The following is a 15,738-nucleotide window of genomic DNA, read 5'->3' on the forward strand; positions in this document are numbered from 1 at the left end:
TGAGGATGACATGGGTGCGCTGCGGGTCAAGCTCTGGTGGCTTTGCCGCCAGCGACGGTCCCGGTGCTCCAGAAAGTTGCCGTGACAGCCGGACGACTGCTTCCGCTTGAAATTGGTTGTGTTTCTCCGAGCCTCAACTCACCGAGACATTGACATTCGTCCCAATCTCCCAGCATTTTAGCGGCGGGGATTCATCAGACACTTCATCAATGCACAAACTGAGACTAGCGGTTGCAGCACTTGTGTTGCTGGCAAGCGGGCTGCCAACTGCGGCCGAGCTATTGCCGCGCGCGGCGTCTGCCGAGGGTTCCGTCATTTCCCGCAAGTCCGGTGAGGAAATTAGCTTCATCGACATCGAAGGCTGGCGCAGCGTGGAGGTCAGTCAGGACCTTCTTGCGGGCGACATACTGCGCACGAACGCCGCCGGTAGCCTTGCTCTGTTGTTCTCCGATGACACGCAGATGCGTATGGGGCGCAATACGACGCTTCTCGTCAAGAAAATCGGTCAGGGCTCCGACAGCGAACTTGAACTCAAGTCCGGGACCGTGTGGGCGCGAGCCAAGCGTGGGGGCAGCGGCCTCACAGTCGACACACCCTCAGCTGCCGCCGCGATCCGCGGGACGGATTGGACGCTTAGCATAGGTGAGAACGGCGCTACCACTCTCTCGGTGCTTGAGGGAAGCGTCGAACTCAAGAACGCGCAAGGATCGGTCGTCGTAAATCAGGGGGAGGGCGCGTTTGCGGCAATCGGACAAGCGCCCCGCAAATATGTCCTCGTCAATCTCAAGGAGCGCGAACAGGTACTTCTCTATTCGGAGCTGCGTGGCGTCTTCGCAGGTTTGCCGACAAGCGGGATGAGCGGCCGCCAGACTCGTGCCGAGCGGGCGCGCGTTCTGGCCATTCCTCCTGCTCGACGGAGCAGCGAGGATTGGGTCTCACTTGCCGAGGCCTCGCTATCGCATGACGGCCGGGCAGCTGCCAGAGAGGCTCTAGTTGGACTGATGCGGCCCTTGCCGGCCCAGTTGGAGGCGCGTGCCAACCTAGTCGAGGCGATGATCGCCGGACTGGAGCAACGCTATGGTGATGCGAACCGGCTGTTCGCCGCCGCCTTGCCGGCGCTGCCGCGCAATCGCAGAGCATCTGCGATTTACGGTCGCTGGTTCGCCGCAGCCTTGGAGAACCCCGATGGGGAAGCGCCGCCACCAGCAGTCGGCGCGTTTGCCGACGATCCAACGATTGCCGAAGCGACGTCCCATACGCTCGGGCCAGCCGAAGGGATTGAGGTTTTGAGAGCGGCCGAGCAGCGCTTCCGCGACGATGCACGGCTACCGGTCATGCGTGCGAACCTCGCCTTCGAGCTCGATCGTCGTGACGAAGTGAGGGAAGCACTTGCCCGCGCAGGCGCAATCGACCCCGACGAACCGGCCTATCTCTTGATGAAGGCACGCTTCCGCGCTTCCGTTTCCAGCGATCTTGATGGCGCGCTAAGCGACCTGAAGCGCGCCGCGCAGATTGCGCCAGGCGACGACGCCGTTTGGAACGAGCTCGGTAATGTTCAGAGCGATCGCAACGCGATGGTGGAGGCCGATGCCGCCTATCGCCGCGCCATTGACTTAAACCCCGAAAATGCCGTCCTGCACGCCAATTATGCGCGCTTCCTGATGGACAACGATCAGATCGCAGCGGCAAAGGCGGAGATCGACAAGGCGGAGACGCTGGATCCTCATTCCTATGCAGTTCTCGCGGCCAAGGGCCGCTACCTCTTGCGGATCGGCAAAACCGAGGAAGGCGAGAAGACGCTTCTCGAGGCCTCTGCCAGCAATCCGACCTATGGTGACAGCCTCATCGGTCTGGCGCTCGCGAGCTACCAGCTCGGAGCGAAGGAGGCGACCGCCCAGGCACTCGACAACGCGGACAGGTTTGAACCCGACAATCCGTCAATTCCGTTGATCCGCTCGGCCATCGCTCTCGACGAATATCGAGCCGAGGATGCGATCGTTGAGGCACGTGAGGCGCTTCGCCGCCGGCAAGCGCGTGGAGGTTACTATTCGGGCTATGACGTAAACCGGCAGGCCTCTGCTTTTCTTGGCGTCACGCTGGACAATATTGGACTGACCGAATGGGGACAGTACTATGCAGATCGCTCCTTTGATCCGTTCAAATCAACGAGCTACATCGATCAGGCGGTAAGCGGACAGCTCAGCCCTTTCGTGGGAGAACCGCTTTCTGGCCTGGATCGGTTCCCATTCGGTGCAACGTCCACTTCCTTGCAGATGCAAGGCCTTCTTTTTGATCCGCTGGCAGTCGCTTCAGAGGGTAAGCGCAATTCGCTCGAACGGCGAAGCTTCGTTGAAGGCGCGATCGGGGCCGGGCTTCTCGACAGCGGTGCGGGTCCGGGCTGGAGGCGTGATGTCCTTCTACAGGGCACGAGCTACCGTGGCATTCCCTTGGGCTACTACATACAGGGTGAAATATCGCGTCCGGAGTTCGAGCGCGACAATGATGCCGAGGATTTCGATGGCGCCCTCTTCCAACTCGGGATCCGGCCCACGCTCGCCGACAGTGTCTTCCTGTTTGGAAATAATATCCGACAGGAGGCCGGTTATCCCGGTCAAATCTGGAACCCGGCGCCATTCAACGAGGTCGCAGCTCGCGACAATACGATCGGGGGCGCATGGAGCCATACGATCTCGGACCGCAACGTCATCCAAGCCTTTGCTGTAGCGAGCGATGTCGACACTCGGCGGCAGTTCCGGACGAGAGAATTTGTAGGCAACCAGGAGATAATCTACAGAATCAACGAAAGGAACGAAGATGACGACGTTACCTACGGTATAAGTCATCTATTCGGTATCGGCCTCCTTGCCGTTCGCTACGGGGCGGAAGCGGCGAACTCTCAGTTCTGGATCTCTCAGACAGCGACCGAATTGAGCTCGGGTATTGTTGACGATCTAGGGGAGTTTTCCGGAGAGAGCAACGCGACCCGCGTCTATGTCGACGGCATGCTGGAGGTATCCGAGGATTTTCAGTTCCAGGGCGGGGCGTACGTCACTCGGTTCGACGGCGAAAGCGGGGTTTGGGGGCCGGTCGACCCGCGCGTAGGCATCGCGTGGTCCCCCAGCGAGGGCCAATGGCTTCGGACCTATTATAGGCAGGACACCCAGTTCCTTACCAACCACACGCTATCACCTGTGACGACGGTTGGCTTGGCTCCGCTTCAGCTGCCATTGTATTCAAGTGGGCAGAGCCGCACAGCAGCCGTGCGCTGGGACGCGGAGTGGAACGAGCGCTTCTTCACGGCCGTCGAATACCAGCATCAGCGCTTCAACGGCCTCACGCTTGAGCCCGAGGACCTGCTGACGACCTTTGTTACGTCGGATGGTGAGATTGATCGCCTGAATTTCAGTGCCAATTACTGGGTCGGCCACGGCCTCGGTGTTTTCGTAGCGTTGACGCTGAACGACAGCAAAGACACCACGCCCTTCTGGAATTCCGACTTCAAGGTGCCGCTCATTCCAGATTACGTCGCCCAGCTCGGCCTGACCTATGTCCACCCCTCACGCGTGACTGTGACTATCGCAGAAACACTTGTCGGTCCTCGAGTCGGCTCGCAGTACTACGACGAGGATGGCAGCCCCGTGGCCCCGGAAGTGGCAGCCTACACGACGACCGACGCGGCAATCGCTTGGAAATCGGAAAGTGGGCACCTGGAGATCGGAGCGCAGGTGCTGAATGTTTTCGACGCGGAAATAGATATGGCTGACGGGCTCCCCTCATCCGGCCGAACTATCCGTGCTACCATCCGGGCTCGATTTTAGTGCCCAGTAACCTGTATGCCGTTATCGCGAATTCGCCATTCCCTCAGCGGGTGGGGACGCTGATCGTATTAATGACGCCGCGTCATCAGCCGCGGCGGGTGTCCGGGAAGCTGGCCGGGTTGATGCCGAGGGTGTGGAGGTCGCGGGCGTTCGGGCGGCGGTGACCTTCGACTGCCGCGGCTGCGGCGGTCGCTGCGCCGAGGACGGCGAAGGCGCGACCGATGAAGCCCATGCGGTTCTTGCTAGTCATTGTCTTTGCTCACTTTCTTTCTCAATTCGATGAGCAAAAGATGGGGCCCGTCGGGCTTTTTTGCAATGCACAAATCCTCACCCCAGCCATGCAACGCAAGCAGGCCCGGCTGGCGGTCTGCCAACCGGGCCCGCGCCAAAGCGCCTTGGGAGGCGAAAGCGATCAATCTTCGCTGGCAGCAAGCTGGGCGAGTACCTCGCCGCGGCCGCGGGCTCTGAGGATCAGCGGCACGATGAAGGCCAGCGCCGCAATCACCAGCAGGACAGCGGCGATCGGCGAGGTGAAGAGCACGGTCACGTCACCTTGGCTGATCGACAGCGCCCGGCGCAGCTGCTGTTCGGCGAGCGGCCCGAGGATCAGGCCGACGACGACAGGCGCGATCGGATAGCCGAAGACGCGCATGACGTAGCCGAGCAGGCCAAAGGCGAGGAGCATGCCGAGTTCGAACACCGAGGGGTTGGCGCCGATGGTGCCGAGCGTCGCGAACAGCAGGATGCCGGCATAGAGCCAGGGTTTCGGGATCGTCAGCAGCTTCACCCAGAGGCCGACCAGGGGCAGGTTCAGGACGAGCAGCATGAAGTTGGCGATCAGCAGGCTGGCGATCAGGCCCCAGACGAGCTGCGGGTTGGTGGCGAACAGCAACGGCCCCGGCTGCAGGCCATATTGCTGGAAGCCGGCCAACATGATCGCCGCCGTTGCCGACGTCGGCAGGCCGAGCGTCAGCAGCGGCACGAGCGTACCGGCTGCCGAGGCGTTGTTGGCGGCCTCCGGGCCGGCGACGCCCTCGATCGCGCCATTGCCGAATTCTTCCGGATGCTTGCTCAGCCGCTTTTCGGTCGCATAGGAGAGGAAGGTGCCGATTTCGGCGCCGCCGGCCGGCATCGCGCCGATCGGGAAGCCGATGAAGGTGCCGCGCAGCCACGCCTTCCAGGAGCGCGCCCAATCCGAGGCGCTCATCCAGACCGAACCGCGCACCGCCTCGACCTTGTCGGGACCCTTGTCGCCCTGGGCGGCGATGTAGAGCGTCTCGCCGATCGCGAACATGGCGACCGCAAGCGTCGTCACCTCGATGCCGTCGAGCAGGTCCGGGACGCCGAAGGAAAGCCGCGCCTGGCCGGTCAGCTGGTCGATGCCGATGCAGGCAAGCGTCAGGCCAACGAAGAGCGAGGTAAGGCCGCGCAGCGTCGAGTCGCCGAAGGCGGAGGAGACGGTCACGAAGGCGAGCACCATCAGCGCGAAATATTCGCGCGGCCCGAAGACGAGGGCCAGCTTGACGATATAGGGGGCGACGAAGGCGAGCCCGAGGGTCGCGATAAGGCCGGCGACGAAGGAGCCGATCGCTGCCGTTGCCAGAGCGGGGCCGCCGCGGCCGGCGCGCGCCATCTTGTTACCTTCGAGCGCGGTGACGATCGAGGAGCTCTCGCCGGGCGTGTTCAGCAGGATGGACGTCGTCGAGCCACCATACATGCCGCCGTAATAGATGCCGGCGAACATGATCAGCGAGCCGCCGGGGTCGAGCTGATAGGTCACCGGCAAAAGGAGCGCGACGGTGAGCGCCGGGCCGATGCCCGGCAGCACGCCGACGGCCGTGCCGAGGGTGACGCCGATCAGCGCGTAGAGCAGGTTCATCGGTTGCGCAGCAACCAGCAGCCCCTGCAAAAGGAAGTCAAGAGTACCCATAATTGTCGGCCTTTCTAGAAGAGCAGGCGTTCAAGCGGTCCTGCCGGCAGCGACAATTGCAGGACTTTGGCGAAAATCGTCCAGACGAGGAAACTGGCGACGATGCCGAAGGGAATTGTCAGCCAAAGTTGCCGTTTCCCGAAGCCGCGCGCCGTCATGGCGAAGAGGATGCCGGTGGCAATCGAAAAGCCGAGCGTGTTGAGCAGCAGCATCTGCGCCGCAAGCCCGCCGACGACCCAGGCGACCGGTCCGAACTGCTGCGGTTCACGCTCGGCAAAGTCGCCCCTGAAACCCTCGACGGCCGTCCAGATGGCAAGCACGATCAGACAGCAGGCGATCGCATAAGGCACCGTGGTCGGGCCGACCTGCGAGTAGCCGGCAAGCCCGGTAAGCCGGGAAACGTCCCAGAAGATCACGCCGGCAATGGCAGCCAGCACTACGGCGATGATCAGCGCCGCCCGATCAGGGCGGCGCGTTTCGACGGAAGGACTATCTCCCCTGCTCATTTGACCAGTCCGATGTCCTTGAGGACGGCTTCCGTGGCCGCGACGTCCTTGGCGAGCTGCTCGTTGAAGGCGTCGCCGGCGAGATAGGTGTCCTGCCAGCCCTTGGTCTTCAGCACTTCCTGCCAGCCGGCGGACTTGGCGAGCTTCTCGATATCGGCGGAGACGGCAGCCTTCTGCTCGTCGGTGAGGCCCGGAGCGGCGGCGACCATGCGCCAGTTCTCGACGACGACGTCGAGGCCGGATTCCTTCAGCGTCGGGGCATCGATGCCGGGGATGCGCTCGGCGCTCGTCACCGCGAGGAGGCGGAGCGTGCCGGCCTTGACCTGCGACTCGAATTCACCATAGCCGGAGATGCCGGCCGTCACCTGGCTGCCGAGGATCGCGGCAAGCGCCTCGCCACCGCCGGAATAGGCGATGTAGTTGATCTTGGTCGGATCGACGCCGGCCGCCTTGGCGATGAGGCCTACGGCGATGTGGTCGGTACCGCCGGCCGAGCCGCCGCCCCAGGATACGGCGCCCGGATCCTTCTTCAGGGCTTCGACGAGATCAGCCATCGTCTTGATCTCGGAAGCGGCCGGAACGACGATCGCCTCGTATTCGCCCGTCAGGCGAGCGATCGGCGTGACGTCCTTGAGGGTGACCGGCGAGTTGTTGGTGAGGATGGCGCCGACCATGACATAACCGCCGACGAGCAGCGCGTTCGGGTTGCCCTTCTGCTGGCTGGCGAACTGGGCGAGGCCGATCGTGCCGCCGGCGCCGGGTACGTTCTGCACCTGGACATTGCCGGAGATGCCTTCCTGCTGCATGACGGTCTGCAGCGAACGGGCGGTCTGATCCCAGCCGCCGCCGGGATTGGCCGGCGCGATGATCGTGTAGTCGGCGGCATAGGCCGGAAGCGCCAGCGCGCCGGCGAGAATGGATGCGAGGAAGAAGTGTTTCAAGGTCGGTCCTCCGTAGGCGCGGTTCGTCCGCGCGTTGATCGTTGTCGCGAACGGGAGAAACGGGCGGCTGACCTTGAAAGCGGCAGCCTCCGACCGGATTGGCAATTTCCTCCCGATGCGCTGCTGGCATTCCGCCTCCACGGGTCGCCAGCGGCCCTAAACCAACATAGAAAGCTGACATTAACCTGACATCAACCGGCTGGCTCGTAAACGGTTTGTTTCGGCTCCACAAATATCACTGGAGGAAGAATATTCACTGGAGTCTGAGCACCTCGTTCCAGCGGGCGATCAGCCGGGCGCGTTTGACTTGGTCGAGATAGACCATGAGTCCCGGACTGACCGGCACCGGCTTCAACTGGCCGCCGAGCATTTCCTGCATGGTGTTGGCGGTGTTCTCGCCGGCGACCTCGGGACTCACGGCCGGGATCTCAAGCTCGCGCGCCATGATCGTCTGACCTTCCTTCGACATGAAGAATTCGAGATAGCGGCGGCCGAGATCTGGAGAGGCGGCGGCCTGCGGAACCAGGCCGATTCGCGACATCACCACGGTATAGTCCTTCGGCAGCACGATGCCGACATCCGGATGCCTGGAGGCCCAGTCGGCGGCATAGGAGCCGAGGATATTGTAGCCGAGCACGAAGCGCCCGTCCGCCACCCGCTCGAGGATCGCCTGGCTGGTCGAATAGAGCTTGACGCCCGCAGCACCCATTGCCTGGATGACGCTCCAGATGTCGCCGAACTGTTCCTGGTCGCGCGCCATGAACAGGAAGCCGACGCCGGATCGCTCGATATCATAGGTGCCGATCCGGCCGAAGATCTCGCTTCCCTGACGCTTCAGATAGTCGACGAATTCGGCGCGCGTCGCCGGCGGCTTTTCTTTTGAAAAACTCGGTTTGTGATAGACGAACACGGCCGGCTCGAAGGTTAGCGCATAGGCCGTGTTGCGCCAGTTCGCCCAGGCCGGCCAGCGGCCGCTCATCGGCAGGTCGCTGCGCTGGGCATAACCGTCATTGCTGAGCTTCACCTGCAGGTCCATCGCGGAGGAGAAGGCGAAATCGGCCGTCCTCTGGCCGGCATCGGTCTCCTTGACGATCCGGTCGTAGATCTCGCCGGTCAGCATGTCCTCGTAGCGGACCGCGACATCCGGATTGGCCTTCTGGAAGCCGACGATCATCGGGCGCGCCAGCGGCTCGTCGAGCGAGGAATAGACGACGAGAACGGGCGCCGCCGCATCGCCGGAAAAGGCCGGGAAGAGCACCGGCGCGGCGCAGGCGAACCCGACGAAAAACAACCAAAAAGCGAAGGAAATCAAGAACTGCATAATTTCACAATGCCTCACCCGCACGCCGTTCACAAGCAAGGTCGCGGCCGATAAGGTGAAGCGGGGGAGAGTGACGATTTGCGTATCTTGCTTGTTGAAGACAATCAGGCCCTGGCAGAGGGTCTCTCGGCGCTTTTGCGCGGCAGCGGCTATGCCGTCGACGTGGTGAACGACGGCGCCTCGGCGCATGCCGTCGCCGCCGCCGAGAGCTTCGATCTGGTGATCCTGGACCTGAACCTGCCGGAGATGGACGGGCTCGACGTGCTGCGCGCCATGCGGGCCCGGCAGAACCGGGCGGCCGTCCTGATCCTGACGGCCCGCGGCTCGCCCGAAGAAAGGATCAAGGGCCTCGATCTTGGCGCTGACGACTACCTGATCAAGCCTTTCGACATCGGCGAGTTCGAGGCGCGCGTGCGGGTCCTGCTCCGCCGTCAGGCCGGCCTGCGCAGCTCGATCGTCAGCTACGGCAATGTCTCGCTGGATCTGAACGCCCGCAGTTTTTCCGCCGGCGGCGTGCCGATCGAGATTCCGGCGCGCGAGCTCGGGCTGCTCGAGCTTCTCTTCATGCGCGCCGGCAAGGTGGTCGCCAAGGACGCGATCGTTCAGTCGCTGACCGGCCTCGATGACGATCTCAGCCCCAATGCGATCGAGCAATATGTCAGCCGGCTGCGCAAGCGCCTGGCGCCCTACGGGCTGACGGTGCGCACGGCCCGCGGCATCGGTTACTACCTCGACAAGGCAACGGGCCCCGAATGAGGACGGCCGTCTATTCGCTGAGAAGAAGGCTGCTCGGCTGGCTGCTGATCTCGACCGCGGTGATCGGGGTCATCGCCTTGATGGATACCTATCGGGAAGCGGTCAAGACGGCGAATGTCGTTTCGGACCGCGTGCTCGCAGGCTCGGCGCTGGCGATCGCCGAGCGTGTGGTCGTCGCCGAGGACGGCACGCTTCAGGTCGACATACCCTATGTGGCGCTGGAAATGCTGACCTCGGCCGCGCAGGACCGCGTCTTTTACCGGGTGGATGGCCCTCCGGGGGAGTTCATCACCGGCTACCAGACGCTGCCGTCGCTTCCCGAGGCCGCCGGCCAGTCGACGAGCTTTGCCGATGCGGTCTTCCGCGGCGAGCCCATACGGCTGGCGGTGCTTCGCCGCTCCGCCTCCACCGGCGTCAATTCCGTTCCCTTCGTCGTCACCGTCGCCGAGACGACGATTGCGAGACGCCAGCTGACGCAGACGATCCTGCTGCACTCGGCGCTCCGCCTCGGCTTGATGATCGCCGGTGCCGCCCTGATCGTCTGGGTGGCGGTGACCTTTTCCTTACGGCCGCTCTACCGGCTCGGCGACGCGATCGCCGAGCGCAGTCCAGACGATCTCCATCCGATCGGCGAGCGTGTGCCGAGCGAGGTGCAGGGACTGGTCGACACGGTCAATTCCTTCATGGTGCGGCTGCAGTCGGCGCTCGATGCGCTTCGCCATTTCACCGGCAATGCCAGCCATCAGTTGCGCACACCGCTCGCGATTATCCGCACACAGCTGGCGCTCGCCCGCCGGGCGGCGACCGTCAACGAGGCTCTCTCGGCCGCCGCGAAGGCGGACGAGGCGGTTGCGAACGCCGAGCGCATCCTGGCGCAGTTGCTGCTGATGGCGAAGATCGATGCGGCGGCCAAGGAGGAGGCGCGCGGATCGGAGCGGATCGAACTTGCTCGGCTGGCACGCAGCGTCACCGCCGAGCACGTGCCGGCGGCCGGCGAGGTGGGCATCGATCTCGGTTTTGCCGGCGAGGGGGAGCATTGGATCCGCGCCGAACCGCTGCTTGTCGGAGAGCTCCTGAAGAACCTCATCGGCAATGCGCTGCTCTATGCCGGGCGCGGGGCGGAGGTGACGGTGCGCGTCTCAAGGTCGGATGACGAGATTGCGCTTGAGGTGGAAGACAACGGGCCGGGTATCAGGCCGGAGCTGCGCGAGGCGGTGCTGAAGCGCTTCCGGCGCGGCGGCAATGAGGCGCCCGGCACCGGGCTCGGCCTGCCGATCGTCGAGGAAATCGCCACGCTTTATGCCGGAACGATGCGCCTCGAGGACGGCGAGGGCGGTCGCGGTCTGAAGGTGGTCGTGACTTTTCCGGCAGGGTGAAGAGCCGCAGCCGCGAAGCCGTTACGAGCGCTCTTCGCTTTCCTCGCGGTCGCGGGCTTCGAGAAGAGATGCGGCGTCGCGGGTTTGAACCCGCAGCAGCTCGTTCCAGAGCTGGCGAGCGAAACGCGATTGAACCTGGTTCGCAGGCTTGCGCTGCGATGACATGACAAATCTCCGATAGGTTTGGAATGCCGTTCATATAGTCTATCGACGAGCCGATGGCCACGGCAGAGTCTACCGAGCTGCTTTGCAAGGGAAGCATATGTCGAGTAGCAAGAATATCGATAGATCCGCGTAGCAGACAACAAAAATGCCGGGATGAATTTCTTCATCCCGGCGAGCGGCTGCACTGGGAGGCAGTTTCTTTACGTCTTTTTCCGGCCTTTCTGGCGATAGACGTCGACGACCACGGCGGCAACGATGATCACGCCCTTGACGATCTCCTGGTAGTACGCGTCGACCCGCAGAAAGGTGAAGCCGGAGGTCATGACGCCGAGGATGATCGTGCCGATAACGGTGCCGGTGATGCGGCCGACGCCGCCGGTCAGCGACGTGCCGCCGATGACCGTCGCGGCGATCGCGTCGAGTTCGTACATGACGCCCATGCCGGCCTGGGCGGTCTGGGCCCGGGCTGCGGTGACGACGCCCGCAAGGCCGGCCAGCATGCCGGCGATGGCGTAGACCTTGATCAGATGCGCTTCGACATTAATGCCGGAGACGCGTGCGGCCTGGACGTTGGCGCCGATCGCATAGGTGAACTTGCCGTAGCGGGTGTAGCGGAGCGCAATATGGAAGATCAGCGCGACCACGAGGAAGACGATGACCGGCCAGATGCCCGTGCCGATGAAATTGAACTGCTCGGTAAGTCCGGAGACCGGCTGGCCCTTCGTGTACCACTTGGAGATGCCTCGCGCTGACACCATCATGCCGAGGGTGGCGATAAAGGGCGGGATCTTGGTCTTGGCGATCAATTGCCCGTTGATATAGCCGGCGAAGAGGCCGATGCCGACACCAAGCCCGATCGGCACGATGGCCGGCAGGTCGGTCAGCGAGGGATAGAGCGCTCGCGGCCAGGTGGAGGCTTGCGCGACGCTCGCCGAAATCATTGCCGTCATGCCGACCACGGAACCTGAAGAAAGGTCGATGCCGCCGGTGATGATGACCTGCGTCACGCCGACGGCGATGATGCCGATTACCGATACCTGGAGGATCATGATCGTCAGGCGCTGCGGGTTCATCAGGAAGCTCTGGCCGACGAGAAGCCAGCCGAGAACTTCATAGACGAGCGCGATGCCGATCAGCACCAGGAAGATGTTGAACTCGGGCGGCAGGCGCCGTCTCGACCCGGCAATCGGCGAACCCGCGCCCTGTGCAGCGATATTGGTTTCCATTGTCTTTCCTCCCTGCGGTCGGCATCCGCGCTAGCGCGCGGCAAGTTCCATGACCTTGATTTGGGTGGCTTCTGCCCTGTCGAGGAAGCCGGTGACTCGGCCCTCATGCATGACCATGATCCGGTCGCTCATGCCGAGCACCTCGGGCATTTCCGACGAGATCATGATGACGGCGACACCGTTGCGGGCGAGTTCGGTCACCAGGCGGTGAATCTCGGCCTTGGCGCCGACGTCGATGCCGCGGGTCGGCTCGTCCAGGATCAGAATATGCGGATTGGTCAGCAACCAGCGGCCGATCAGCACCTTCTGCTGGTTGCCGCCCGAGAGGTTTTCGATGCGCTCCTGCAGGTTCGGCGTCTTGACGCGCAGCTTGCGGCTCATCTCCTCGCAGGCGGCGGTGACGTCCTTCTCGGAGACGAAGCCGCGCTTGACGAACTTGTCCTGCAGCACGGCGATCTGCATGTTCTCGAGAATGTCGAGGATCAGTAGGCAGCCGGTGTCCTTGCGGTCCTCGGTCAGGAACGCCATGCGGTTCTTGATCGCCGTATTTGGGTTGTCAATCACCACGTCCTTGCCGTCGATCGAAATCGTGCCCGAGCTTGCCGGGGTGACGCCGAACAACGTCTCGGCGACATTCGATCGGCCCGAGCCGACAAGGCCGGCAACGCCGAGGATTTCGCCGGCGCGCACGTCGAAGGAGACTTCGTGGAAGACGCCGTTGAGCGTCAGGTTCTTGACCGACAGCACGACGTCGCCGATCGGCACCTCTTCCTTCGGGAACATCTGGGTGATCTCGCGGCCGACCATCATGCGGATGATGTCGTCACGGGTGACCTGGCTGGAGGCGTGCGTGCCGATATATTTGCCGTCGCGGAAAACCGAGAATTCATCGGCGATCTCGAACAGCTCGTTCATCTTGTGGGTGATGTAGACGATGCCGATGCCTTGCGAGCGGAGATCCCGGATGATTTCGAAAAGATGCGCCACCTCGCGTTCGGTGAGTGCGGAGGTCGGCTCGTCCATGATCAAGACGTCGGATTCGTAGGAGACCGCCTTGGCGATCTCGACCATCTGCCGGTTGGCGACCGACAAGTGGCGGACTTCGATTTCCGGATCGATGTCGATCTTCAGCCGCTCGAAGAGCTTGGCGGTTATGCGGCGCATCTCGCCGTGGTCGACGAAGCCGAAGCGGTTCTTCGGCTCGCGGCGGATCCAGATGTTCTCGGCGACCGTCATGAACGGCATCAGGTTCAGTTCCTGATGGATCATGGCGATGCCGTTTTCGAGCGCGTCGAGCGGCGATTTCAGCTGGACGTCGGCGCCGCGGAGCTTCACCTCGCCGCGGTCTGGGTGATAGATGCCGGCGAGGATCTTCATCAGCGTCGACTTGCCGGCACCGTTCTCGCCCATCAGCGCGTGCACGGTGCCGCGCTTCAGCTTGAACTGAACGCCGTCGAGCGCGACGACGCCCGGGAATTCCTTGCGCACGCCTTCGGCGGCCAGGAGATATTCGGCATTGGGTACGGCACCGCTGGCGCGCACGGCTGCCATCGTTGTGGGACTGAGCGTCATGGTCATTGCCTCCCGATCCTCCGGCCCCGGCCGGAACGTCCACGCGGCGGGCGGAACAGCCCTCTCTTAGGCCCAAGCGGGCTTCAGGCTGGACTCGCTTAGAGTGGGAGCGCGGCTGAAGCCGCGCTCCCACGACGAACGATCAGTTCTTGGCCTGGTACTTGGCTAGGTTTTCCTTGGTGACGAGCTCGAAGGGGATGTAGACCTTCTTCTCGACCGGTTCGCCCTTGGCGAGCTTGAGCGCGGCATCGACCGAGCCCTGGCCCTGGCCGGCGGCGTTCTGGAATACGGTCACGTCGAGGTCGCCGGCAGCCATGGCGGCGAGCGCGTCCTGGGTGGCGTCGACGCCGCCGATCACGACCGAGTCCATCGACCGGCCGGCAGCTTTCAACGCCTGGATGGCACCGATCGCCATTTCGTCGTTATTGGCAATCACGGCATCGAACTCAACGCCGGCGGAAAGCCAGTTGGTCATCAGGTCGGCGCCCTGGGTGCGCGACCAGTTGGCGGTCTGCTCTTCGACGATCTCGATCCCCTTGCAGGCGTCGGTGGCGAGAACGTCGTGGATGTCCTTGGTGCGCATGCGGGCGGCCTGGTTGGAGAGTTCGCCCATCATGACGACGGCCTTGCCCTTGCCACCGAGCATTTTGCAGACTTCCTGCGTCTCCAGCGTGCCGGATTCGACTTCGTTCGATGCGACGAAGGCCTGCTTTTCCGGGAGCGAATCGATGTTCACCGGCTCGCGGTTGACGTAGACGAGCGGAATGCCGGCGTCTGCGGCGATCTTCGACATGGCGGCGGTTGCATCCGTGTCGACCGGGTTGACGATGATCGCGTCGACGCCGGCAGCGATGAAGTTCTGGATCTGGCTCTGCTGCTTGGCGACGTCGTTCTGCGCGTCTTCGATCTGCAGCTCGACGCCGTTCAGCGTCTTGGCATAGTCCTGCATGCCGTTGCGCAGAACCGTCAGGAAGTTGTCGTCGAACAGCGCCATCGAGACGCCGATCGTCTCCGCGTGCGCAGCCGTCGACAGCATGACAGCCATCGCAGTGCCAAGAATGAATTTCTTCATGTCTACTTCTCCTCCACTTTGGTGCCGGCCACACCTTTTCTTGCCGGAAACTCGATTCTCGTTGATCGAGCTCATCTCCTGTCAGAAGCAACACTCCCGTTGCGCTTCTGATGAAAACGGAACAAACAAACCAGTGGTTCGCTAAGACGGAATATGTATTCCATTTTATCCGGACGCCGTCAAGTGCATCTTGCGGCGCCCGGGCCAATTTCCGCGCCCTCTCTCCCGTCAAGCGATCAGGCGCGGGATTGCAGGTAATCCATGCTCTTACGAACGGCAGTGGCCGGCTCGCTCAAGGCATGGACGGAAGGCGCGAAGGGCTCGAACGAGAAGGGACCTTCGTAGCCTTCGGCGCGAAGCCGACGGATCTGTGCCGCATTGTCCAGCCGGTCTGCAGCGTCGACCAGAATCCTGTGCGGGTCGCGCATTTCGGAGACCGCAACAGCCTCGTCGCTGACACCGGAAATGTGGACGAGGCCGGTCAGTTCCGGGAAGAAAGCGTCCTCGCCGGCGAGGTGATGGTGGAAGGTATCGTGGACGAGCCGGAAGGTCTCGCCGCCGATTTCCCAAATCGCCTCGGCGGCCTCGGTCTTGGATCGCAGCGAGCAGATTTCGAAGCCGAGCGGCTCGACAAGGCCGATGACGCCGGCCGCATCGAGCAGCGGCTTCAGGGCTCGCAAAGCCCTGCGAAGGTTGGCCTGGCGCTCGCCGTCCTCCTGGCCGCTGCCGTCATTGACAGGCACCAGCACCAGAGCCTCGGCGCCGCAATCGCGCGCATAGGAAATGAGCTCGCGCGCCTCCGCCTCCCGTGCCTCGTTCCATTCGTTGAAGCGCTGCAGGGCGTTGATCGAAATGATCGTCAGTCCGTCTCTTTCCGCAAGCGCCTTCACCTTAGAGGGCGTCGTGCCGTCGAGAATGGCATTGCCGGAAAGGTCGTTGCGAATTTCCACCGCCGAGACTCCGAGCGATCTCGCCAGCGCGAAAAAGGCATCGAGCGGGAGCGCCGGAGCGGCCATATGGTTGAGGGCGAAGGGAAGGGCGGTCAATGGATGTCC

13 protein-coding genes are annotated in these 15,738 nt (G+C 63.1%); 3 read left to right on the top strand and 10 right to left on the bottom strand.

The window, feature by feature from the left end; translation table 11 throughout:
• Window positions 1-209 precede the first annotated feature (209 nt).
• Window positions 210-3,818: a FecR domain-containing protein gene (locus tag NXT3_RS26535; protein ID WP_104840999.1), complete on the top strand. Its 3,609-nt coding sequence runs from the start codon at window positions 210-212 to the stop codon at window positions 3,816-3,818.
• An 85-nt stretch (window positions 3,819-3,903) separates the two neighbouring features.
• On the opposite strand, the gene NXT3_RS26540 is transcribed toward NXT3_RS26535, so the two are convergent.
• The 5 genes from NXT3_RS26540 to NXT3_RS26560 form a co-directional block, all read right to left on the bottom strand.
• Window positions 3,904-4,068 carry a hypothetical protein gene (locus tag NXT3_RS26540; RefSeq protein ID WP_097525801.1) on the bottom strand — a complete coding sequence of 55 codons (165 nt, stop codon included), beginning with the start codon at window positions 4,066-4,068 and terminating at the stop codon, window positions 3,904-3,906.
• 162 nt (window positions 4,069-4,230) lie between these two features.
• Window positions 4,231-5,748 (bottom strand): tripartite tricarboxylate transporter permease, encoded by a 1,518-nt coding sequence (locus NXT3_RS26545; protein ID WP_037383905.1) that lies wholly within the window; start codon window positions 5,746-5,748, stop codon window positions 4,231-4,233.
• 14 nt (window positions 5,749-5,762) lie between these two features.
• Window positions 5,763-6,254 carry a tripartite tricarboxylate transporter TctB family protein gene (locus NXT3_RS26550; RefSeq protein WP_037383908.1) on the bottom strand — a complete coding sequence of 164 codons (492 nt, stop codon included), beginning with the start codon at window positions 6,252-6,254 and terminating at the stop codon, window positions 5,763-5,765.
• Complete coding sequence (locus NXT3_RS26555; protein ID WP_037419110.1) at window positions 6,251-7,195, bottom strand: Bug family tripartite tricarboxylate transporter substrate binding protein; 945 nt, start codon at window positions 7,193-7,195, stop codon at window positions 6,251-6,253. The genes NXT3_RS26550 and NXT3_RS26555 overlap by 4 nt, the downstream gene beginning before the upstream one ends.
• Window positions 7,196-7,448: 253 nt before the next feature.
• Complete coding sequence (locus tag NXT3_RS26560) at window positions 7,449-8,516, bottom strand: ABC transporter substrate-binding protein (RefSeq protein ID WP_097525802.1); 1,068 nt, start codon at window positions 8,514-8,516, stop codon at window positions 7,449-7,451.
• 78 nt (window positions 8,517-8,594) lie between these two features.
• Between NXT3_RS26560 and NXT3_RS26565 the strand changes: the two genes are divergently transcribed.
• Both NXT3_RS26565 and NXT3_RS26570 read left to right on the top strand, forming a co-directional pair.
• On the top strand, window positions 8,595-9,272 hold the full coding sequence (locus tag NXT3_RS26565; protein ID WP_097525803.1) for a response regulator transcription factor: 678 nt from the start codon (window positions 8,595-8,597) through the stop codon (window positions 9,270-9,272).
• On the top strand, window positions 9,269-10,648 hold the full coding sequence (locus NXT3_RS26570; RefSeq protein ID WP_097525804.1) for a sensor histidine kinase: 1,380 nt from the start codon (window positions 9,269-9,271) through the stop codon (window positions 10,646-10,648). The genes NXT3_RS26565 and NXT3_RS26570 overlap by 4 nt, the downstream gene beginning before the upstream one ends.
• Window positions 10,649-10,669: 21 nt before the next feature.
• Here NXT3_RS26570 and NXT3_RS32195 read toward each other — a convergent pair whose 3' ends face one another.
• From NXT3_RS32195 to NXT3_RS26590, 5 genes are all read right to left on the bottom strand, one after another.
• Window positions 10,670-10,813: a hypothetical protein gene (locus NXT3_RS32195; RefSeq protein WP_162843166.1), complete on the bottom strand. Its 144-nt coding sequence runs from the start codon at window positions 10,811-10,813 to the stop codon at window positions 10,670-10,672.
• A gap of 200 nt (window positions 10,814-11,013) precedes the next feature.
• The gene (locus NXT3_RS26575) at window positions 11,014-12,039 is read right to left on the bottom strand and encodes an ABC transporter permease (RefSeq protein ID WP_104841000.1); all 1,026 of its coding nucleotides are present in this window, start codon (window positions 12,037-12,039) and stop codon (window positions 11,014-11,016) included.
• A gap of 30 nt (window positions 12,040-12,069) precedes the next feature.
• On the bottom strand, window positions 12,070-13,611 hold the full coding sequence (locus NXT3_RS26580) for a sugar ABC transporter ATP-binding protein (protein WP_104841407.1): 1,542 nt from the start codon (window positions 13,609-13,611) through the stop codon (window positions 12,070-12,072).
• A gap of 142 nt (window positions 13,612-13,753) precedes the next feature.
• Window positions 13,754-14,683 (bottom strand): sugar ABC transporter substrate-binding protein, encoded by a 930-nt coding sequence (locus tag NXT3_RS26585; RefSeq protein WP_104841001.1) that lies wholly within the window; start codon window positions 14,681-14,683, stop codon window positions 13,754-13,756.
• Window positions 14,684-14,919: 236 nt separating this feature from the next.
• On the bottom strand, window positions 14,920-15,729 hold the full coding sequence (locus tag NXT3_RS26590) for a TIM barrel protein (protein WP_104841002.1): 810 nt from the start codon (window positions 15,727-15,729) through the stop codon (window positions 14,920-14,922).
• Window positions 15,730-15,738 lie beyond the last annotated feature (9 nt).

Source organism: Sinorhizobium fredii (assembly GCF_002944405.1).
Taxonomy (GTDB): domain Bacteria; phylum Pseudomonadota; class Alphaproteobacteria; order Rhizobiales; family Rhizobiaceae; genus Sinorhizobium; species Sinorhizobium fredii_C.

Coding starts and splice junctions, on each gene's coding strand:
- NXT3_RS26560 (WP_097525802.1), bottom strand. CDS start 8,516: ATGCAGTTCTTGATTTCCTTCGCTTTTTGGTTGTTTTTCGTCGGGTTC.
- NXT3_RS26545 (WP_037383905.1), bottom strand. CDS start 5,748: ATGGGTACTCTTGACTTCCTTTTGCAGGGGCTGCTGGTTGCTGCGCAA.
- NXT3_RS26540 (WP_097525801.1), bottom strand. CDS start 4,068: ATGACTAGCAAGAACCGCATGGGCTTCATCGGTCGCGCCTTCGCCGTC.
- NXT3_RS26535 (WP_104840999.1), top strand. CDS start 210: ATGCACAAACTGAGACTAGCGGTTGCAGCACTTGTGTTGCTGGCAAGC.
- NXT3_RS26570 (WP_097525804.1), top strand. CDS start 9,269: ATGAGGACGGCCGTCTATTCGCTGAGAAGAAGGCTGCTCGGCTGGCTG.
- NXT3_RS26585 (WP_104841001.1), bottom strand. CDS start 14,683: ATGAAGAAATTCATTCTTGGCACTGCGATGGCTGTCATGCTGTCGACG.
- NXT3_RS32195 (WP_162843166.1), bottom strand. CDS start 10,813: ATGTCATCGCAGCGCAAGCCTGCGAACCAGGTTCAATCGCGTTTCGCT.
- NXT3_RS26575 (WP_104841000.1), bottom strand. CDS start 12,039: ATGGAAACCAATATCGCTGCACAGGGCGCGGGTTCGCCGATTGCCGGG.
- NXT3_RS26550 (WP_037383908.1), bottom strand. CDS start 6,254: ATGAGCAGGGGAGATAGTCCTTCCGTCGAAACGCGCCGCCCTGATCGG.
- NXT3_RS26580 (WP_104841407.1), bottom strand. CDS start 13,611: ATGACGCTCAGTCCCACAACGATGGCAGCCGTGCGCGCCAGCGGTGCC.